At 68.9% G+C, this 20319-nt stretch carries 19 protein-coding genes; 11 read left to right on the forward strand and 8 right to left on the reverse strand.

Going from position 1 to position 20319, the window contains the following annotated elements:
• Positions 1-12: 12 nt before the first annotated feature.
• Positions 13-696 (reverse strand): PadR family transcriptional regulator, encoded by a 684-nt coding sequence (locus CCN35_RS06465; RefSeq protein WP_067397797.1) that lies wholly within the window; start codon positions 694-696, stop codon positions 13-15.
• Positions 697-1104: 408 nt separating this feature from the next.
• Between CCN35_RS06465 and CCN35_RS06470 the strand changes: the two genes are divergently transcribed.
• Both CCN35_RS06470 and CCN35_RS06475 read left to right on the forward strand, forming a co-directional pair.
• Positions 1105-3768, forward strand: a complete 2664-nt coding sequence (locus CCN35_RS06470) for a transglycosylase domain-containing protein (protein ID WP_079129917.1) — start codon at positions 1105-1107, stop codon at positions 3766-3768.
• Between the two features lie 108 nt (positions 3769-3876).
• Entirely contained in the window at positions 3877-5385 is a 1509-nt protein-coding gene (locus tag CCN35_RS06475; RefSeq protein WP_067397798.1) for a glycosyltransferase family 87 protein, read from the forward strand.
• A gap of 125 nt (positions 5386-5510) precedes the next feature.
• On the opposite strand, the gene CCN35_RS06480 is transcribed toward CCN35_RS06475, so the two are convergent.
• The 3 genes from CCN35_RS06480 to CCN35_RS06490 form a co-directional block, all read right to left on the reverse strand.
• The gene (locus CCN35_RS06480; RefSeq protein ID WP_067397799.1) at positions 5511-6542 is read right to left on the reverse strand and encodes an alanine racemase; all 1032 of its coding nucleotides are present in this window, start codon (positions 6540-6542) and stop codon (positions 5511-5513) included.
• 97 nt (positions 6543-6639) lie between these two features.
• A complete protein-coding gene (locus CCN35_RS06485; RefSeq protein WP_067397800.1) occupies positions 6640-7761 on the reverse strand; it encodes a lipid II:glycine glycyltransferase FemX in 1122 nt (373 codons plus the stop codon).
• Between the two features lie 209 nt (positions 7762-7970).
• The gene (locus CCN35_RS06490) at positions 7971-8282 is read right to left on the reverse strand and encodes a hypothetical protein (RefSeq protein ID WP_067397801.1); all 312 of its coding nucleotides are present in this window, start codon (positions 8280-8282) and stop codon (positions 7971-7973) included.
• 293 nt (positions 8283-8575) lie between these two features.
• On the opposite strand from CCN35_RS06490, the gene rpsF reads away from it, so the two are divergent.
• The 4 genes from rpsF to rplI all read left to right on the forward strand — a co-directional run bounded on the left by rpsF (position 8576) and on the right by rplI (position 10256).
• A complete protein-coding gene (rpsF, locus tag CCN35_RS06495; protein ID WP_067397802.1) occupies positions 8576-8866 on the forward strand; it encodes a 30S ribosomal protein S6 in 291 nt (96 codons plus the stop codon).
• A gap of 76 nt (positions 8867-8942) precedes the next feature.
• Positions 8943-9497 carry a single-stranded DNA-binding protein gene (locus CCN35_RS06500; protein WP_067397803.1) on the forward strand — a complete coding sequence of 185 codons (555 nt, stop codon included), beginning with the start codon at positions 8943-8945 and terminating at the stop codon, positions 9495-9497.
• A gap of 57 nt (positions 9498-9554) precedes the next feature.
• The gene (gene rpsR, locus CCN35_RS06505) at positions 9555-9791 is read left to right on the forward strand and encodes a 30S ribosomal protein S18 (protein ID WP_067397804.1); all 237 of its coding nucleotides are present in this window, start codon (positions 9555-9557) and stop codon (positions 9789-9791) included.
• A gap of 18 nt (positions 9792-9809) precedes the next feature.
• Complete coding sequence (gene rplI / locus CCN35_RS06510) at positions 9810-10256, forward strand: 50S ribosomal protein L9 (RefSeq protein ID WP_067397805.1); 447 nt, start codon at positions 9810-9812, stop codon at positions 10254-10256.
• 111 nt (positions 10257-10367) lie between these two features.
• Here the strand turns inward: rplI and CCN35_RS06515 are convergent, their stop codons facing one another.
• A complete protein-coding gene (locus tag CCN35_RS06515; protein WP_086791806.1) occupies positions 10368-11705 on the reverse strand; it encodes an MATE family efflux transporter in 1338 nt (445 codons plus the stop codon).
• Between the two features lie 459 nt (positions 11706-12164).
• Here CCN35_RS06515 and dnaB point away from each other — a divergent pair, with 459 nt between their 5' ends.
• From dnaB to CCN35_RS06540, 5 genes are all read left to right on the forward strand, one after another.
• Positions 12165-13640 (forward strand): replicative DNA helicase, encoded by a 1476-nt coding sequence (gene dnaB, locus CCN35_RS06520; RefSeq protein WP_067397807.1) that lies wholly within the window; start codon positions 12165-12167, stop codon positions 13638-13640.
• 238 nt (positions 13641-13878) lie between these two features.
• Complete coding sequence (locus CCN35_RS06525; RefSeq protein ID WP_067397808.1) at positions 13879-14907, forward strand: DUF2332 domain-containing protein; 1029 nt, start codon at positions 13879-13881, stop codon at positions 14905-14907.
• 240 nt (positions 14908-15147) lie between these two features.
• On the forward strand, positions 15148-15744 hold the full coding sequence (locus CCN35_RS06530; RefSeq protein WP_067397809.1) for a TetR/AcrR family transcriptional regulator: 597 nt from the start codon (positions 15148-15150) through the stop codon (positions 15742-15744).
• Entirely contained in the window at positions 15737-16573 is an 837-nt protein-coding gene (locus tag CCN35_RS06535) for an alpha/beta fold hydrolase (RefSeq protein ID WP_067397810.1), read from the forward strand. Before CCN35_RS06530 ends, CCN35_RS06535 begins: the two co-directional genes overlap by 8 nt.
• Before the next feature lie 196 nt (positions 16574-16769).
• Positions 16770-18182, forward strand: coding sequence for a serine hydrolase domain-containing protein (locus tag CCN35_RS06540; RefSeq protein WP_067397811.1), 1413 nt, complete (start codon positions 16770-16772; stop codon positions 18180-18182).
• On the opposite strand, the gene CCN35_RS06545 is transcribed toward CCN35_RS06540, so the two are convergent.
• From CCN35_RS06545 to CCN35_RS06555, 3 genes are all read right to left on the reverse strand, one after another.
• On the reverse strand, positions 18166-18618 hold the full coding sequence (locus CCN35_RS06545) for a GNAT family N-acetyltransferase (protein WP_067397812.1): 453 nt from the start codon (positions 18616-18618) through the stop codon (positions 18166-18168). The two genes, CCN35_RS06540 and CCN35_RS06545, sit on opposite strands and share 17 nt — an antisense overlap.
• A 121-nt stretch (positions 18619-18739) precedes the next feature.
• Positions 18740-19624, reverse strand: coding sequence for a GNAT family N-acetyltransferase (locus tag CCN35_RS06550; protein ID WP_067397813.1), 885 nt, complete (start codon positions 19622-19624; stop codon positions 18740-18742).
• A 159-nt stretch (positions 19625-19783) separates the two neighbouring features.
• Complete coding sequence (locus tag CCN35_RS06555) at positions 19784-20266, reverse strand: NUDIX hydrolase (protein ID WP_067397814.1); 483 nt, start codon at positions 20264-20266, stop codon at positions 19784-19786.
• Positions 20267-20319: the final 53 nt, after the last annotated feature.

Raw genomic sequence — 20319 nt, forward strand, 5'->3', positions numbered from 1 at the left:
CCCGACGGGACCTCACGTGGCGGTGTCGTCGGGCGTATCCGGCCGGGGCTGTTGCCCGGACCGGGGCAGGACGCCCGTCGCTCCAGTGGTGGTGTCCTGCGAGTCGGGCCCCCCGGAGCCGGAACCCTTGAGGTCCCGCCCGGCCCGCTCGCTTTCGATGAGCTCGTTCAGCCAGCGCACTTCGCGCTCCACGGACTCCATCCCGTGGCGCTGGAGCTCGAGTGTGTAGTCGTCGAGGCGTTCCCGGGTGCGCGCCAGGGAGGCGCGCATCTTCTCCAGACGCTCCTCCAGCCGACTGCGACGGCCCTCGAGCACACGCATGCGCACATCGCGCGAGGTCTGCCCGAAGAAGGCGAAGCGCGCGGCGAAGTGCTCGTCTTCGTACGCGTCGGGACCCGTCTGGGAGAGCAGCTCCTCGAAGCGCTCCTTCCCCTCGGCCGTCAGCCGGTAGACGATCTTGGCGCGGCGTCCCGAGAGCGCGGCGGAGACGGCGTCCTCCGGCGCGCTTCCCGGTTCCTCGGTCAACCAGCCGTTGGCGACCAGCGTCTTGAGGCAGGGGTAGAGCGACCCGTAACTGAACGCCCGGAACACACCCAGTGACGTATTGAGTCGTTTGCGCAGCTCATAGCCGTGCATCGGAGATTCGCGCAGCAGCCCGAGTACGGCGAACTCCAGGATCCCGGAACGCCGGCCCATCGTCGCCTCCTCTCTGCCGCGACCCGGTGCGGCGGATGCCGCTCCGGGCGCCGTGACGGTCTCTATTTCGCGCCGATGTATCGACTCGATACATCATGACGATAGAACGGTGCTTCAGGTGCGACAAGAGGGAACCAGGGGGGAAGCGGGTGAGCGGAATCACATCACCGCCTCGTTGAAGTCAAGTTGCCTGGTTTGAGGTGAACTTCAGAACTCAACGGGTTGTGGCGGTGCGTAGTCTGTGCGCCATGGATACAGCCGGGAACCGTGTGACGCTTAGGGACGTCATCGTCCCGGGTGCAGTACGGGTGAATGAGCGACCGACCGCATCCGTACTTCGGGGGGACCGGAAACCAGCCGCCGTTTCCAGGCGCGCGAGGGTGCGCCTGCCCGAGGAGTAGTCGTTCGATGAGCGAGCACCGTCGCAAACCGCCGCAGCCGCAGGGAGGAGGACGTGCCGCGGCTCGACGCGGCCAGTCCGGTTCGTCCTCCGGCCGCCGTGCGGCATCGCGGGGCGCCACTGGATCTCCTGCCGGCTCCTACGGACCCGGTGCGCACGGAGCAGGGCCGTACGCAGGAGGTGGAGAACGCCCGTACGGCGGCCGCGCCGAAGCCCGGCGGGCCGCGCAGAGAAGCGGCCGCCGAGGCCGGGCGGCACCGCCCGGCAAGAACCGGTTCATCGACTACCCGCGCGCGGACAAGGACGGATGGCGCCGCTGGGTGCCGTCCTGGAAGCTCGTGACGGGGCTGTGCATCGGCTTCATGGGAAGCCTGGTGGCGCTCGCGGGGATCGGGTACGCCACGGTGTCCGTGCCGGACGTCGCAAAGACCGCGACCGCCCAGAACAACGTGTACTACTGGGCGGACGGCAAGGAGATGGTGCGGACGGGCGGTGAGATCAACCGCCAGATCGTCAACCTCGATTCCATCCCCAAGGAGATGCAGCACGCCGTCGTCTCCCAGGAGAACAAGACCTTCTGGACCGACAGCGGCATCGACCCCAAGGGCATCGCGCGGGCCATGTTCAACATGGCGAGGGGCGGCCAGACGCAGGGTGGTTCCACCATCACCCAGCAGTACGTCAAGAACGCGATGCTCAACGACCAGTCGCAGACGCTCTCCCGCAAGTTCAAGGAGATCTTCGTCGCGATCAAGGTCGGGGCCACCGTGCGCAAGGACGACATCATGGCCGGCTACCTGAACTCCGCGTACTACGGTCGCGGGGCGTACGGTATCCAGGCCGCCGCGCGCGCGTACTTCGACAAGGAAGCCAAGGAGCTGAACCCGGGCGAGTGCGCCTTCCTGGCCGCGATGCTCAAGGGCGCGACCTACTACGACCCCGCGGGCGCGACCTCGATCGACCCGGCGGCCACGCCCGAGGAGAACACGAGGCGGGCCCGGCGCCAGATGCAGGACACGCTCGACAAGATGGTCGAGTACGGCTATCTGGACGCTTCGGTACGGGCCAAGTACAAGGACCTCCCCGAGCTGAAGAACCCGAGGTCGAACACGCAGCTGAGCGGTCAGATCGGCTACCTGGTCGACCTCGCCAAGGCGTACGTCATCAACAACACGGAGATCACCGCCGACCAGCTGCAGCAGGGCGGCTACCAGATCCACACCACCTTCGACCGGAAGAAGGTCGAGCAGCTGGAGGAGGCCGTCAAGAAGGTCTACAAGGAGAACATCGACCCCAAGAAGCGTCCGAAGACCGACACCCACGTCCAGTTCGGCGGGGCCTCGGTGGACCCGAAGACGGGGGCGATCGTGGCGGTCTACGGCGGTCAGGACGCGACGAAGCACTTCACGAACAACGCCGACGCCACGGGTGCCCAGGTGGGCTCGACGTTCAAGCCGTTCGTGCTGGCCGCGGCCATGCAGGACGGCATCCGCAACCCGAGCCTCGGCCCCTCGCAGGCGCAGGACGAGCGCACCCAGGTCTCGCCCAAGAGCCGTTTCAGCGGCAAGAACAAGCTCAAGATCAAGGAGTACGACGGGCGGATCTGGAGGAACGAGAAGGGCGAGGAGTGGCACCAGGTCAATGACGGCAATGTGTCCTACGGCACGCCGCCCGACTACCTGATCGACCTTCGGGAGGCGATGCGCGAGTCGGTGAACTCCGCCTTTGTGCAGCTGGGCATGGACGTGGGCCTGGACAAGGTCAAGCAGGCCGCCATCAACGCCGGCCTGAGGGAGGACAGCCTGACCGGCTCCAACTACCCGTCCTTCTCCATCGGCATCTCCCACCCCAGCGCCATCCGCATGGCGGGTGCGTACGCCACCTTCGCCGCCAGCGGGAAGCAGAACGAGCCGTTCTCCGTCACCCGGGTCGAGAACAAGGACGGGGTGATCTTCAAGCACCAGGGCCAGACCAAGCAGGCTTTCACCAAGAAGGTCGCCGACAACGTCACCGACGTCCTGAAGACCGTGGTCGAGGAGGGAACGGGCACCAACGCCCAGCTGCCGGGCCGTGAGGTGGCCGGCAAGACCGGTACCACGGACGGCAACAAGTCGGCCTGGTTCGTCGGCTACACCCCGCAGCTGTCGACGGCGATCAGCATGTTCCGGCTCGACGACGACGCCAACAACAAGTCGCGCCAGTTCCTGGAGATGTTCGGAACGGGTGGCCAGGCCAAGATCCACGGTGCCTCGTTCCCGGCCGAGATCTGGCACGACTACATGCTGGAGGCGCTCAAGAACGAGCCGGCGATCCCCTTCCCCGAGCCCGAGCCCATCGGCGAGGTCGTCAACGCCAAGCCCACCTCCACGCCGACTCCTTCGGCCACCCAGACCGAGGAGGAGCAGGAGGAAGAGGAAGAGGTGGAGGAGACCCCGACCTCCTCGCCCACGATTTCGGAGACTCCGACCCTCCCGTCGCCCACGCAGACCCCGACGCGCTGCGGTTTCTTCGGCTGCAGCGACAACGGCGGTCAGACGGGCAACGGCGGCGCGAACGGCGGTGTCAGCCCGTCGCCCACGGACGGCGACGACTCCGGGGGCAACGACAACGGCTTCGGCGGAAGCAACCGGGGCAATGGCAACGGAGGCTTCTTCGGAGGCCAGGGCAATTAGCCGCTTCGCCCCCCGGCGAGCGTGTTCCACGTGAAACGAGGGCCGTCGCACCCACCGGGTGCGGCGGCCCTCCGCCTCTTCCCGGACGTGTACGGCAGGATGTGCCCCATGCCCAGTGCTGAATCCACGCAAGCGAGCGTGCACGAGCCCGCCCCGGTGCGGCCCACTCAGGAGGACGAGGTCGCCACGGCCGGCAGTGAGCTGATCGGCGGTCCGCTCGGACGGCGCGCCCTGCTCGGGACGTCCTGGTGGACCCCGGTGCGAGTCGTCGCGCTCGTCGCGATCGGCATGTTCGCTCTCGGCCTGGTCCAGAAAGCGCCCTGCTACCACGGCGCCTGGTTCTTCGGTGCGAGCTCGCAGTACACCAAGGCCTGCTACTCGGACATCCCGCACCTGTACCAGGGGCGCGGCTTCGCCGACGGCCTCGTGCCCTACTTCGACAGGCTCCCCGGCGACATGCCGTACCTGGAGTACCCCGTGCTGACCGGGCTGTTCATGGAGGTGGCCGCCTGGCTGACCCCGAGCAGCGGCACCATCCAGTACCAGGAGCAGTGGTACTGGATGGTCAACGCCGGGATGCTGATGGTGTGCGCGGCCGTCATCGTCGTCTGCGTGGCCCGTACGCACGCCCGGCGGCCCTGGGACGCTCTGCTGGTCGCACTGGCCCCGGCCTTCGTGCTGACCGCCACCATCAACTGGGACCTGCTGGCGGTCTCCCTGACGGCCGCCGCGATGCTGATGTGGTCCCGGAGGCGCTCGCTCGCCTCCGGCGTTCTGCTGGGGCTCGCCACGGCCGCCAAGCTCTACCCCGTCCTCCTGCTCGGCCCGCTGTTCCTGCTGTGCTGGCGTGCCGGGAAATGGCGTGACTTCGGCAGGGCCCTGACCGGCGCGGTGATCGCCTGGCTGGTGGTGAATCTGCCGGTGATGGCCTTCGCCACGGACGGCTGGTGGCAGTTCTACAAGTTCAGCCGGGAGCGGGGCGTCGACTTCGGCTCCTTCTGGCTGATCTGGAGCCAGAACACCAGCAATCCGCCCAGCGTCGCATTCGTCAACACCGCGGCCACCCTGCTGGTGCTGCTGTGCGCTCTCGGCATCGCGGTGCTGACGCTGTCCGCCCCGCGCCGTCCACGCTTCGCCCAGCTCGCCTTTCTGATCGTGGCGGTCTTCATCCTGACCAACAAGGTCTACTCGCCGCAGTACGTGCTGTGGCTGGTCCCGCTGGCGGCGCTGGCCCGCCCCCGGTGGCGGGACTTTTTGATCTGGCAGGCCTGCGAGGTGGTGTACTTCCTCGGGATCTGGATGTACCTCGCCTACACGACCAGCGGAGACGCCCACAAGGGCCTGCCGACCGACGGCTACCACGGGGCGATCGCCGTGCATCTGCTGGGCACGCTGTATCTGTGCGTGGTCGTGGTGCGCGACATCCTCGTGCCGGAGAAGGACGTGGTGCGCCGCGCCGGCGTCGACGACCCCTCGGGCGGTGTCCTCGACGGCGCCGAGGACGCCTTCACTCTCGGCACCCGCCTGTCCTCGCCGTATCCCGCGGCCCGCACCGGCGCACCGAAGGCGGGGTGGGGCGACCGGAGCGGGGCCGTGCCCCGGGACGACGCGCCCTGAGCGGACAGGGCCCGCCCACCAGGTCTGCGAAGGCCGGGCATGCGAAAGGCCGTACACGGTCACTGCCGTGTACGGCCTTTCGCGGAAAGAAGGACGGGGGAAAAGGCGGATGGGGAGAAAAGGCGTCAGCGGTCCACGAGCCGGTCGTACTGCGTGGTGGTGTGCCGCAGATGCGCCACCATCTCGTCGCCGACCTTGGGCTCCGGGGCGTCCGCCGGGATGAACAGGATCGACACCTGCATGTGGGGCGGTTCCGCGAACCAGCGCTGCTTGCCGCCCCAGACGAACGGCGAGAGGTTCCGGTTCACCGTGGCGAGGCCGGCACGGGCGACGCCCTTGGCCCGCGGCATGACGCCGTGCATCGCCTTGGGGGCCTCCAGACCCACTCCGTGCGACGTGCCGCCCGCCACGACCGCCAGGAAGCCGTCCGAGGGGGCCTTCTGCTGGCGGTAGCCGAAGCGTTCCCCCTTGGAGACCGGTGTGACGTCCAGGACCGAGCCGCGGTACTCGGTGGCCTCGTGGTCCCCCAGCCACAGCCGTGTGCCGATCCGGGCGCGGAAACGGGTCTGCGGGAACTGCTGCTGCAGCTGGGCGAGTTCGTCCGCCTTCAGGTGGCTGACGAACATCGTGTGCAACGGCAGCCGGGCCGCGCGCAGCCGGTTCATCCAGTCGATGACCTCCTCCACCGCGCTGGTGCCGTCGGTGCGGTCCAGCGGCAGATGGATGGCGAAGCCCTCCAGCCGGACGTTCTCGATGGCGGCGTGCAGCTCCGGCAGGTCCTTCTCCTTGACCCCGTGCCGCTTCATCGAGGACATCACCTCGATGACGACCCGGGCCCCGACCAGGCCGTACACCCCGTCCACCGAGGACACCGAGCGGATCACCCGGTCGGGCAGCGGCACCGGCTCCTCGCCGCGGCGGTACGGCGTGAGCACCAGCAGATCGCCGCTGAAGAAGTCCTTGAGGCGCGCGGCCTCGTACGTCGTGCCGACGGCGACGAGGTCCGCGCCCAGCCGGGTGGCTTCCTCCGCCAGGCGTTCGTGCCCGAAGCCGTAGCCGTTGCCCTTGCAGACCGGGACGAGGCCCGGGAACTGCTCCTGCACGTGCTTGTGATGCGCCCGCCAGCGCGCGGTGTCGACGTAGAGCGTGAGCGCCATGGCCGGACCCGAAACCTTTCTCGTGGCTGCGGTCTATTCGGAAACAGGGAACGGAAACAGGGAGGTCGTCGACGGTGCCGAGGCGAAGAGTGCCAGGTCAGCGCCGCGACATGTAGATGTCGAGCGCCTTGTGGAGCAGCTTGTTCAGCGGGAAGTCCCACTCGCCGAGGTACTCGGCGGCCTGTCCGCCGGTGCCGACCTTGAACTGGATCAGGCCGAAGAGATGGTCGGTCTCGTCCAGCGAGTCGGAGATGCCGCGCAGGTCGTAGACCGTGGCGCCGAGTGCGTAGGCGTCGCGCAGCATCCGCCACTGCATCGCGTTGGAGGGGCGGACCTCCCGGCCGATGTTGTCGGAGGCACCGTAGGAGTACCAGACGTGCTCGCCGACGATCAGCATGGTCGCCGCGGCCAGGTTCACCCCGTTGTGCCGGGCGAAGTACAGCCGCATGCGGTTGGGGTCCTCGGCGTTCAGGACCGTCCACATGCGCTGGAAGTACGACAGCGGGCGGGGCCGGAAGTTGTCGCGCACCGCGGTGATCTCGTACAGCCGCTGCCATTCCTCGAGGTCCTCGTAGCCGCCCTGGACGACCTCGACACCGGCCTTCTCGGCCTTCTTGATGTTGCGGCGCCACAGCTGGTTGAAGTTCTTGTGGACCTCCTCCAGGGACCGGTTGGCCAGCGGCACCTGGAAGACGTAGCGGGGCTGGACGTCACCGAAGCCGGCGCCTCCGTCCTCGCCCTGCTGCCAGCCCATGCGGCGCAGCTTGTCGGCGACCTCGAAGGCACGGGGCTCGATGAAGTCGGCCTGCAGATCGCGCAGACGCTTGACGTCCGGGTTCTGGATGCCCTTCTTGATGGTGTCCGCGTTCCAGCGGCGGATGATCACCGGTGGGCCCATCTTCACCGAGAAGGCGCCCTGCTGCTTCAGGTGCGCCAGCATCGGCTGGATCCAGTCGTCGAGGTTGGGTGCGAACCAGTTGATGACCGGGCCTTCGGGCAGGTAGGCGAGATACCGCTTGATCTTGGGCAGCTGGCGGTACAGGACGAGACCCACACCGACCAGCTCGCCGGTGCGGTCGTCGAACCACCCCAGATTCTCCGAACGCCACTCCGTCTTGACATCCGCCCAGGCCGGAACCTGCATGTGACTCGCCGCGGGCAGGCTCTGGATGTAGGCCAGATGCTGCTCTCGACTGATGGTCCTCAGGGTCAGGCTCATTCGGGGCGCTCCTCGGGCTGGTGTGTCCCCATGGATTCAGGGGCTCCGGCTCTCGCGCCGAAGCCTACTGCGCCCGGGGAGCGCGCAGACTGGCCGCACACCACCTTCGCCCTGGTCCGTCGTCCGCCGCAGCGCCGCACGGGGCGGTGCGGGCGGCGCTTCCGCGGTCCTGCGGACGACGCCCGCAGGGGGCGGCCGGAACGCCGGGATCAGCCGAAGAGACCGCCGTGCGCCAGACCGAGGTAGAAGCCGACCGCGGAGGCGCCCAGGCCGATGACCAGCCCGAAGCGCGCGCGTGTGGTCTCGGAGATCCACTGGCCGTACGCACCGGCGAGGATGCCCACCAGGCCGGCCCAGGAGCTCAGCATGTGCAGATCGTGGAAGAGGAGCCCGGTGATGAAGGCCAGCAGGCCCAGCACCAGGGTCACCGCGAGCAGGGTGTCCTGGAGCGGGTGGGGCTTGCCGTCCGTGGCGAGGAGGCCGCCGCCTGCGGCGGTGTTCGGTCGCATCGTCTGTGCCATGGGGCACCTCCTGCGAAAGGGGCGCATTGTAGCGCCATGCACACCCGCGATGTCCGGTGATGTCCAGGTTGACGGGTTCTGCGACCTGATTTCAACCGGAAGCGCGTGTGCGGGTAGTCTGTACGCTCTGCACAGTGTCTGCCCCGGTGACGGCATGGTGAACCCGGAGAGTTCGTCGGTCGGCCCCGATTGTCAGTGGCGACTGATGTAATGCAGGCACTGTGGCGTACGCATCACAGCCCTCCTGCCACGGAACGACCGTGGCCGTTGAGTCCAGAGGAGGTGGGTTCCACATGCGTCACTACGAGGTGATGGTCATCCTCGACCCCGATCTCGAGGAGCGCGCTGTCGCCCCGCTGATCGAGAGCTTCCTTTCCGTCGTCCGCAACGGCGGCGGGAAGGTCGAGAAGGTCGACACCTGGGGTCGTCGTCGTCTCGCGTACGAGATCAAGAAGAAGCCCGAGGGCATCTACTCGGTCATCGACCTGCAGGCGGAGCCTGCGGTCGTCAAGGAGCTCGACCGCCAGATGAACCTGAACGAGTCGGTCCTCCGGACCAAGGTCCTCCGCCCCGAGACCCACTGAGCCCCTCCGCTCAGCCGGCCTCGGGATTCGAGTAGCAGCACAAGCAGCCAGCAGCACACCCGCCGAGAGGTTCTCCATGGCAGGCGAGACCGTCATCACGGTCGTCGGCAACCTTGTCGACGACCCCGAGCTGCGCTTCACCCCCTCCGGTGCGGCGGTCGCGAAGTTCCGTGTCGCGTCCACGCCCCGGATCTTCGACCGTCAGACGAACGAGTGGAAGGACGGCGAGAGCCTCTTCCTCACCTGCTCGGTCTGGCGTCAGGCGGCGGAGAACGTCGCCGAGTCGCTTCAGCGAGGCATGCGCGTCATCGTGCAGGGCCGGCTGAAGCAGCGGTCCTACGAGGACAACCAGGGCATCAAGCGCACGGTCTACGAGTTGGACGTCGACGAGGTCGGCGCCAGCCTGCGCAACGCCACGGCCAAGGTCACCAAGACCACCGGCCGCGGTGGCCAGGGAGGTTACGGCGGTGGTCAGGGCGGCGGCTGGGGCGGTGGCCCCGGCGGCCAGCCGGGCGGTGCCCCCGCCGACGACCCGTGGGCGACCGGTGCTCCTGCCGGTGGCGGTCAGGGCGGCGGCTGGGGCGGCGGCTCCGGCGGTGGCGGCGGCTACTCGGACGAGCCCCCCTTCTAGGTCCCCGGACCCAGGGCGGGCCGCACCCACACTTCTTGATCACACAGGAGAAACACCATGGCGAAGCCGCCTGTGCGCAAGCCTAAGAAGAAGGTCTGCGCCTTCTGCAAGGACAAGATCACGTACGTGGACTACAAGGACACGAACATGCTGCGGAAGTTCATTTCCGACCGCGGCAAGATTCGTGCCCGTCGCGTGACCGGCAACTGCACGCAGCACCAGCGTGACGTCGCCACGGCCGTCAAGAACAGCCGTGAAATGGCGCTGCTGCCCTACACCTCCACCGCGCGCTAAGGGAAGGGTGAGCCATTTATGAAGATCATCCTCACCCACGAGGTCTCCGGCCTCGGCGCCGCGGGTGACATCGTCGAGGTCAAGGACGGTTACGCCCGCAACTACCTGATCCCGCGGAAGCTTGCCATCCGCTGGACCAAGGGCGGCGAGAAGGACGTCGAGCAGATCCGTCGCGCCCGCAAGATCCGTGAGATCCAGACCATCGAGCAGGCCAACCAGATCAAGGCCCAGCTCGAGGGCGTGAAGGTCCGCCTGGCGGTCCGCTCCGGCGCCTCCGGCCGTCTCTTCGGTTCCGTCACCCCGGCCGACATCGCCTCGGCGATCAAGGAGGCCGGTGGTCCCGAGGTCGACAAGCGTCGCATCGAGCTGGGTGCCCCGATCAAGACCCTGGGCTCCCACGAGACGGCCGTGCGTCTGCACCCCGAGGTTTCCGCCAAGGTCAACATCGAGGTCGTCGCGGCCTGATCGTTGCGCATGGCGTGACCACCCGGCAGAGGGGCCGCACCCGTGGAGGGTGCGGCCCCTCTGTGTGACCGGTATGCCGCAGTGCGAGAAGCGGCGTTTCACGTGAAACGGTCAGCGTGTCGCTCCCGTGACGATCCAGCGGCCCGAGCGGGAGCGCAGCCACAGGGTCAGCATGCGCACGGTCATCATCAGCGCCATGGCCGCCCAGAGCAGAGTGAGCCCGCCCCCGAGGACGGGAACGAGCAGTGCCGCCGGAGTGAAGACGGCCAAAGTGATCAGCATGGCTCCGGCGAGATACGGCCCGTCGCCGGCCCCCATCAGCACACCGTCCAGGACATAGACGATGCCGCAGATCGGTTGGGAGAGCGCCACCACGAGCAGTGCGGGCAGCGCGGTGTCCTTGACGGCGATGTCACTGGTGAAGAGGGAGAGAAAGAGCGGGCGGCTCAGCACCACGAGGATGCCGAGGCAGAAGCCGACGGCCGTCCCCCACTGCACCATGCGCCGGCAGGCACCCTTGGCGCCCTCGACGTCCGCGGCTCCCAGATAGCGGCCGATGATGGCCTGTCCGGCGATGGCGATGGCGTCGAGAGCGAAGGCGAGCAGGCTCCACAGGGACAGGATGATCTGGTGAGCGGCGATGTCCGCGTCACCGAGGCGGGCCGCCACCGCTGTGGCGATCATCAGGATCGCGCGCAGGGAAAGGGTGCGGATGAGCAGAGGGACGCCGGCCTGCGCGGACGCCCTGATACCGGCCGCGTCGGGGCGGAGGGAGGCCTTGTGCCTGCGGGCTCCGCGGACGACCACGGCAAGGTAGACGGCCGCCATGCCGCACTGGGCCATGACCGTGCCCCAGGCCGAGCCCGCGATGCCGAGTCCGGCGCCGTAGACAAGACCCGCGTTCAGAAGCGCGTTGGCGACAAAGCCGGTGACCGAGACATACAGCGGCGTCCGGGTGTCCTGCAGTCCGCGCAGAACACCGGTGGCGGCCAGGACGACGAGCATGGCCGGAATGCCCAGCGAGGAGATGCGCAGATAGGTGGTTGCATACGGGGCCGCGGTCCGCGAGGCACCGAAGAGCTCCACCAGGGCGGGCGCGGTGGGCAGGACGACCGTGATCACCGCCATGCCGAGCAGCAGTGCCAGCCAGATGCCGTCCATGCCCTGACGGATGGCTGCCTGGAGATCACCCGCGCCGACGCGGCGGGCGACGGCCGCGGTGGTCGCATAGGCCAGGAAGACGAAGACACTGACGGCGGTCGTCAGAAGGGCCGAGGCGACGCCGAGTCCGGCGAGCTGGGCTGTGCCGAGGTGGCCGACGATCGCACTGTCGGTCATCACGAAGAGGGGCTCGGCGACCAGTGCGCCGAAGGCCGGAACGGCCAGTGCGACGATCTCTCGGTCGTGCCGGCGCAGGGAGGCCGTACGGCGTGCGGGGGCCTGTGTCATGGGCACCAATCTAATCGTCCACAGGTAAGAGATGCGATGGGGTACTGCCTCTTACCTCTGTGTGCATGGCACTCGCTTGTACGCACCGCCCCAAGCGATCTTGGGCCGACTGGGAAAGTTTTTCTCCTGCACAGCCGGTGGATGGGAAAACCGCAGGTCAGAGCCGCTCTTCGGGGAGTTTCGAGGGCTTGTTCACAGCCCTGTCCACCGGGTCGTGCACAGGTTTGGAGGAGTTCTCCACAGCATCGGGGCTCTTATCCACACGGCCTGTGGATAACCAGATTGGCTGATGCCTCCCGGGGGCCTACCGTGGACCGGCGCCCGCTCTGTTTTTCGGCCTTCCCAACTGCCGTAAAGCCGACATGTCCGAAGCGGAGACGGGTTTCTCATGTGTCGGTGCCGTCCCCTGCGCACAGGGGCATGGCGAGGTCCGCTCGGCGGACGGGAGGAGGTCGCTCGGTGAGCATGTCCGAGCCCCTGGACGACCCGTGGGCCGACAGAGGGCCCAGTGACCGTGTGCCTGCTTCCCGTCGTCTCGATCTGGGCCCTGACCGCGAGGAACAGCACGAGCGCGGCCAGGAGCGCGGTGCCTGGGACGACAGGAACCCCTCCTTCGAGCGACTGCCTCCCCAGGATCTGAACGCCGAGCAGTCGGTCCTCGGCGGAATGCTTCTGTCCAAGGAGGCCATCGCCGACGTCGTGGAGATCCTCAAGGGCCGCGACTTCTACAAACCGGCGCACGAGACGATCTACGAGGCGATCCTCGACGTCTACGCCAGGGGCGAGCCCGCCGACCCCATCACCATCGCCGCCGAGCTCACCAGGCGCGGCGAGATCAACAAGGTGGGCGGTGCCTCCTACCTCCACACACTGGTGCAGACCGTGCCGACGGCGGCGAACGCCGCGTACTACGCGGAGATCGTCCACGAGCGTGCGATCCTGCGCCGTCTCGTCGAGGCCGGTACCCGCATCACGCAGATGGGATACGCGGCCGACGACGACGTCGACGAGATCGTCAACCGTGCCCAGGCCGAGGTCTACGCGGTCACCGAGCAGCGCACCAGCGAGGACTACCTGCCGCTGGGCGACATCATGGAGGGCGCGCTCGACGAGATCGAGGCGATCGGCTCGCGCAGCGGCGAGATGACCGGTGTGCCCACCGGCTTCACCGACTTCGACGCGCTGACGAACGGCCTGCACCCGGGGCAGATGATCGTCATCGCCGCGCGTCCCGCGATGGGCAAGTCGACGCTCGCGCTGGACTTCGCGCGGACGGCGGCGATCAAGCACAACCTGCCCAGCGTCATCTTCTCGCTGGAGATGGGACGCAATGAGATCGCGATGCGTCTGCTGTCCGCCGAGGCCCGCGTCGCCCTGCACCACATGCGCTCGGGCACGATGACCGACGAGGACTGGACGCGTCTGGCCCGCCGGATGCCGGACGTCTCGGCCGCCCCGCTCTTCATCGACGACTCCCCGAACCTGTCGATGATGGAGATCCGCGCCAAGTGCCGGCGTCTGAAGCAGCGTCACGACCTCAGGCTGGTCGTCATCGACTATCTGCAGCTGATGCAGTCCGGCAGCTCCAGGCGGCCCGAGAGCCGGCAGCAGGAGGTCTCGGAGATGTCCCGGAACCTCAAGCTGCTGGCCAAGGAACTGGAGATCCCGGTCATCGCGCTCTCCCAGCTCAACCGTGGCCCCGAGCAGCGCACGGACAAGAAGCCGATGGTCTCCGACCTGCGTGAGTCGGGCTCCATCGAGCAGGACGCCGACATGGTCATCCTGCTGCACCGCGAGGACGCCTACGAGAAGGAGTCGCCCCGCGCCGGTGAGGCCGACCTGATCGTCGCCAAGCACCGCAACGGCCCGACCGCGACGATCACGGTCGCCTTCCAGGGGCACTACTCGCGGTTCGTGGACATGGCGCAGACCTGAGCGACGCCCTTGTGGGTTCCCGAGTCCCGTGTCCTTTTCAAGGAACCCATGCGCGAGCCCTGGCCCCCGTCCTCGTCTCCTCGAACGCGCCGAACGGGGACGCCCCATGGGACCCACCGGTCGTGGCAGAGCGGTCGCGGATGCCGGCAACGAGGTGTGAGGTTCAGGACAACCCGGGATTCGCTCCTTCTTCGGTGACCGTCCCTGTGAAGATCAATGCAGGCGAAGGGACGCACAGATGGATACTGCGCAGCGGTACAGGGCTTTTGCGACCAGGGAAGTCCACGGACACTCCGCGATCTACGAGGAACTGGCCGGCCGGGCTGCCGACGACGAGGAGCTGATCGCACTCATCGACCAGTTGCCCGAACCGAAGAGGCAGCCGAACCTGCTCCTGGCCTCCGTGCGGTTCCTCGGAGGGCCTGTCGACGGCTATCGCCCTTTCCGCTCATGGGTCATCGCTCACTGGGACCAGGTGAGCGCGACCATGCTGCGACGTCGCACGCAGACCAACGAACCCGGCAGGTGTGCCGCGCTGCTCCCGCTCCTGGCCTCCCTGCCTCAACCGCTCGCCCTGATCGAGGCGGGTGCCTCGGCCGGCCTGTGTCTGTATCCCGACCGCTACCAGTACCGGTACGACGACCGGCCTCCCCTGGGACCGTCCGACAGTCCGGTCTCCCTGACCTGTCGCACCTCTGGTCCCATGCCGTTTCCAGAACGGCTGCCCACCGTTGTCTGGCGGGCCGGCGTCGACCTCAATCCACTGGACGTCCGTGATGCCGACGACATGCGCTGGCTGGAGTGTCTGGTCTGGCCCGAGCAGCGTGATCGGCTGGAGCGGCTGCGAAACGCCGCACGCATCGCGCAGGCCGAGCCCCCGCACCTTGTCCGGGGGGATCTCAACCAGGCGGTCCGGGACCTGGTTTCCCAGGCGCCGCGGGGGGCCACGCCGGTGGTCTTCCACAGCGCAGTCCTGGCCTATCTGCCGAGCGAAGCCCGGAGTGCCTTCGCTGAGACGATGCGAAGCATTCCGGGGCACTGGATCACGAACGAGGGACCCCGCATCGTGCCGGCCGTCGAGGCCCGGCTTCCGCGCTCTGCACCGCCGGGCCGAGCGGTGTTCGCTCTGGCCCTGGACGAACAGCCGGTGGCCTTCGCCGGCCCGCACGGCCAGTCGCTGGACTGGTTCCAGGAAACCGTGGACACCGGCGCCTCGGGCCTGGGAAATGACACGCCCCTGGGAGTGCGGCTGACCGACACGCTCTGAGACAGCGAGCGGAGTCCAGGTCGCAGCCGGACGACCGCGGGACAGCTGCCGTCCGGCCGCCGGACGGCAAGGGGCGCAAGCAATGGGGAAGATACGCGGTCCTGGGCTGCCCGAAGGAAAGCCGCAGCCCGGAAGAGCCGCGGCTCACAGCGCCGTCGGCCGACAAGGAGGTCAGTCGTCCCTTGTCTTCCTAGGACCTCTAGGATATTCCTAGAGGTCCTAGGTTCTTGGGGAGGACGCATGGCGCGGGCCGGGCTGACGGCGGAGCGGGTGACGGTCGCGGGCGCCGAGCTGGCGGACGAGGTCGGATTCGACCGGGTGACCATGTCACAGGTGGCGCGGCGGCTGGGTGTGAAGGACGCGAGTCTCTATGTGCACGTCCGCAACCTGGAGGACCTGCGGGGGCGGATCGCGCTTTTGGCGGCGGACGAGAAGACCCTCCGCATCGCGGAGGCGATCGCCGGCCGGTCGGGCAAGGACGCCCTTGTCGCCTTCGCCCATGCCTGGCGGGAATACGCGCACCAGCACCCGGGCCGCTATGCGGCGACGCAGAGCGCGGTCCGGATCGACCCCGAGCTGGCCGCCAAGGCGCCCGGACCACGGCGCGCGGTCGAGCTGACCTACGGGATGCTGCGCGGCTACGGACTCGCCGAACCCGACCTGACCGACGCGGTCCGGCTGCTGCGCAGCACCTTCCACGGGTTCGTCGCGCTGGAGGCCACGGGCGGGTTCATGCACGGGCGTCCGCCGGAGCAGTCCTGGATCCGCACCCTCGACGCCCTGCACAGCCTCCTGGAGCACTGGCCCCCGTCCCGAGAGGAGACCCGGCATGACTGACCCGGCCGTCGGCACTCTGCGCGTGAACGGCGCCACCCTGCACTACGAAGTGCGCGGCCGGGGCCCGCTCCTGCTGCTGATCCCCGGAGGAACGGGCGGCGCGGCCTCCTTCGACGGCATCGCCGACGACCTGGCCGGCGCATACACCGTCGCGACCTACGATCCGCGCGGCATGTCCCGCAGCACACTGGACGACCCCGAGGCCGAGCAGCACGTGGCCGAGCACGCCGAGGACGCGTTCCGGCTGCTGGACCGGCTGTCGCCCGGTGAACCGGCCCGGGTGTTCGGCGCCAGCTCGGGCGCGATCGTCGCCGTGCACATGCTCACCACCCGTCCCGAACGTGTCGCGCGCGTCGTGGCGCACGAACCGCCGCTGGTGGAGGTCCTTCCGGACGCCGCCGAGCACCGCGCGCTCGTCGCGCGCGTGAGGGAGACGTTCCGCACGCAGGGGCTCATGCCGGCGATGGCCGTCCTGGCCGCGGGGCTGAGCAAGGACGGCGGCGCCACCGCACCGGAGGCCGGGACCGGGCTGCCGCCCCGGGCGGCGGCGCGGGCCGAGCGGACAATGGCCGACCTGCCGTACTTCGTCGGGCGCATCGTGCCCGGCTTCATGACCCATGCACCGGACCTTTCGCGGCTCGAGGCGCTGTCGGACCGGCTCGTGCTCGCCTGCGGCGAGGACTCACGCGGCGAACTGCCCCATCGCGCGACCGCTTTCCTGGCCGAGCGCCTCGGCACAAAGCTCCGGTACTTCCCCGGCGGGCACATCGGTCTGACCACTCATCCCGCCGCCTTCGGCGCGTGCCTGCAAAAGGCCCTGTGCGACTGAGCCCCGTCCCGGCCGCGCCGAAGGCGGTACGGAGGGGCGACTACGACGGCAGCCGTCCGGGACGGACGGAGGAACAGCAGGTCACAGGGCCTCCGGACGGCAGCGGGACCCCGCAGTCCCCGCGCTTCGCCGCGGCCGTCGCCGTGCCCGGTGAAATCCGCTCGACGTGCACGGTCGTACCGGGTGGACTGAGAGCATGACGAGTTTTCAGGACGCATTGCTTCCCGGTACGCGCCGGGCGCTGTCGCACCGGATCGCCGTGGCCCAGGCCGAAGGACGGGCGCCGTCGCTCGTCGCCGCGGTCGTGCGCGCAGGACGGACCGTCTGGCACGGTGCACGGACGTCGCAGGAGGGACACGAACCGGACGAGAACACGCAGTACCGGATCGGCTCGATCACCAAGACCTTCACCGGCGTGCTGGTCCTGCGGCTGCGTGACGAGGGTCTGCTGGACCTGACGGACCCGCTGGAGAAGCATCTGCCGGGCACCGGCGCGGGGGAGGCCACGATCGCCGACCTGCTGGCGCACACCAGCGGGCTGGCCGCCGAGACGCCCGCGCCGTGGTGGGAGAGGACGCCCGGAGAGCTGCGCCCCGAACTCTCCGACGTCCTGGGCGAGAAGCCGCTGCGGCATCCGGTCGGCCGGCGGTTCCACTACTCGAACCCCGGCTACACCCTGCTGGGCGCGCTGGTCGAGAAGGTGCGCGGCGCCTCCTGGGAGGAGGTCCTGCGACGGGAGGTGCTCGAGCCCCTGGGGCTGAACCGCACGAGCACGCGGCCCGAGGCGCCGTATGCGAAGGGATGGGCGGTGCACCCCTGGGCCGATGTGGTGCTGCCGGAGCCCGCCGAGGACCTCGGCCGGATGGCCCCGGCCGGCCAACTGTGGTCCACCACGGGGGATCTGGCCCGCTTCGCCGCCTTCCTCACCCGGGGGGACGAGCGGATTCTGAGCGCCGATTCGCTGCGGGAGATGCGGACCCCGGCGGCTCCCCCCGAGGAGGGCGACGTGGTCTCCGGGTACGCGTACGGGCTGGGTCTCGAACTGCGGCGGTGGGGCGAGAGGCTCCTGGTGGGACACAGCGGGTCGCTGCCGGGCTTCCTGGCCTCGCTCGTCATCGACGTGGAGGAGGACGTGGCCGCGGTCGTACTGGCCAACTGCACCTCCGGCCCGCTGCCCGTCGCGGTGAGCGCCGACCTCGTGCGCATCGTCGCCGAAGCGGAGCCGCGGATCCCCGAACCCTGGCGGCCGATGCGGGAGATCGACCCGTCGGTCCTGGAGCTGGCGGGGCCGTGGTACTGGGGGACACAGGGCTTCGGCCTGCGGCTGACCGCCGACGGGCTGCTGTCGCTGGAGCCGCTGTCCGGCAAGGGGCGGGGCTCCCGGTTCCGGGCGAACGGTGACGGCACCTGGACGGGGCTGGAGGGCTACTACGCCGGCGAGGTGCTGCGGGTGGTACGGCGGCCGGACGGGTCGGTGGACCATCTGGATCTCGGGTCGTTCGTGTTCACACGCCGGCCGTACGACACGGAGGCCTCCGTGCCCGGCGGTGTGGATCCGGACGGATGGCGGGGCACCGACGGCGACTGGGCCGTCACAGATGCAGTTTGAAGCCGAGGTGCGAGGCCTCGAAGCCCAGCCGCTCGTAGAAACGGTGGGCATCGGTGCGGGTCCGGTCCGAGGTCAGCTGCACCAGCCGGCAGCCATGACGCCGTGAGGCCTCGATGGCCCACTCGATGAGCCGTGTGCCCAGGCCGTTGCCGCGCTCGTCGGCGTGAACGCGGACCGCCTCGATGATCGAGCGGGTGGCGCCGCGCCGGGACAGGCCGGGAATGATCGAGAGCTGGAGCGTGCCGACGACTCGGCCCTCCCGCACCGCGACCATCAGGTGCTGGTGGGGGTCGGCCTTCAGCCGCTCCAGCGCGGCCAGATAGGGCGCGAGGTCGTCCGGGGACTCGCGCTGCGCGCCCAGCGGATCGTCGGCGAGGAGGGCGACGACGGCGGGGACGTCGTCGGCGACGGCCGGCCGTATCTCGAGGTCTGTCATGTCCCTCACCCTAAGGGCGGTCGGGGCCTGCACCGGAAGAGTCGGGGCCTGCACCGGAAGACACAGAGGGCCCATGGGCACCGTGGGCACATGGGCACCGTGTGCGCCCGGGGCGGTCTCCTCAGCCCGCCGCCACGGTGAGGGGAGCGAAGCGCCGGCTTTCGTCCCCGGGCAGCTCTGTGATGCCGTAGGTCATGACGGCGTTGCGGGCCGTGGGCGCCAGCCCGCATGACTTCAGCCAGGCCAGCAGCTCCTCGTGGCGCAGGTCGATGTCCGTGCGCAGCGGGCGGTCGGTGCGGGCGGCGAGGGAGGCGATCAGGGCTTTGGCCGTCTCGGTGTCCTGGGCGATCAGGGGGCCGACGACATGGGTGCCCGTATTGGGCCAGGCCGCGGCGTAGCCGATGAGCCGGCCGTGCTTCTCGGCGACCCGCAGCTGGTCGGCGAACGCGGGAAGCCGGGTGATCAGGGCGGTGCGATCGGCACCGAAGACCTCCTCGTCGAGCCGGAGGATGCCGGTGAGATCACTGGCGGTGGCCGCTCGTGTGGTGAGCCGCCCGTCGGAGGAGGAGCACTGCTCGCCCGGCTCCGGTGTGAAGTGCCCGGCCACCGTCTCCGCCCATCCGATGATCTTGAAGCCCAGCTCCTCGTACAGCGGGCGGCCGTTCGGCGTCGCATAGAGCGTCAGGGGGGTGGTGCCCGCCGTCGCCATGACATGGCGCATCAGCCGGCGCCCGATGCCCTGGCGGGCATACCGCTCGGCGACCAGGACCATGCCGATGGCGCCCAGGTCCGGGCGGCTCTGCGGACCGTACTGGGTGAGGACACAGGCGGCGATGAGTCCCCCGTCCGGATCGTCGATGCCGTATCCCGTCCCGGCGGTCAGGAGGAAGTTCCACCTGTGTTCCTGACGGGACCACCCTCGGTTCTCGGACAGATCGGCGCAGGCGGTGAGATCGCGAGGCGTCAGACGGCGGATGGGGAGAAGGGCAGGGGAAGGAGTCGACACGCAGGTCAGGCTGTCCGATGAGCCCCCTCGGCGTCCAGCCGTTTCGGAGCGGGCGGACGTGGTTTTGGTCATGCGGTGGTCATCCGTGCGGGCCCTGGGCGGCGGCAGGGCGTCCGCCCTGGGCGACTGCGGGCCGTTTCACGTGAAACACCCGGTTTCTCAGCCCAGGTCGGGTGCGTGCATGGCGCGTACGCCTTCGATGTTTCCGTCCAGATAGTGCCGCAGGGACAGGGGGACCAGATGGACGGAGGCGATGCCGACCCGGGTGAACGGCACCCGGACGATCTCGTACTCGCCGGTGGGGGCGTCCACTTCGGGACCGTGCCGCAGGGAGGGGTCCATGGACTCCAGCCGGCAGACGAAGAAGTGCTGCACCTTGACGCCGGTCGCACCGCCGTCCCTGCCGATGTGCTCCACGGTGTCCACAAAACAGGGCACCACGTCGGTGATCTTGGCGCCGAGTTCCTCGTAGACCTCACGGTGCAGGGCGTCGACGACGGTCGCGTCCCCGGGTTCGACCCCGCCTCCGGGAGTGACCCAGTAGGGGTCGACGCCGGGCTTGGTGCGCTTGATCAGGATCAGGTCGTCACCGTCGAGGAGGACGGCGCGGGCGGTGCGTTTGACCACGGGACGGACGGTCATGGAGGAAATGTGGCCCGACTGGTTGCCTGCGAAACATGGTGCGGCGCCGCGAT

The sequence above is a fragment of the Streptomyces thermovulgaris genome (assembly GCF_002155915.1).
Taxonomy (GTDB): Bacteria; Actinomycetota; Actinomycetes; order Streptomycetales; family Streptomycetaceae; genus Streptomyces; species Streptomyces thermovulgaris.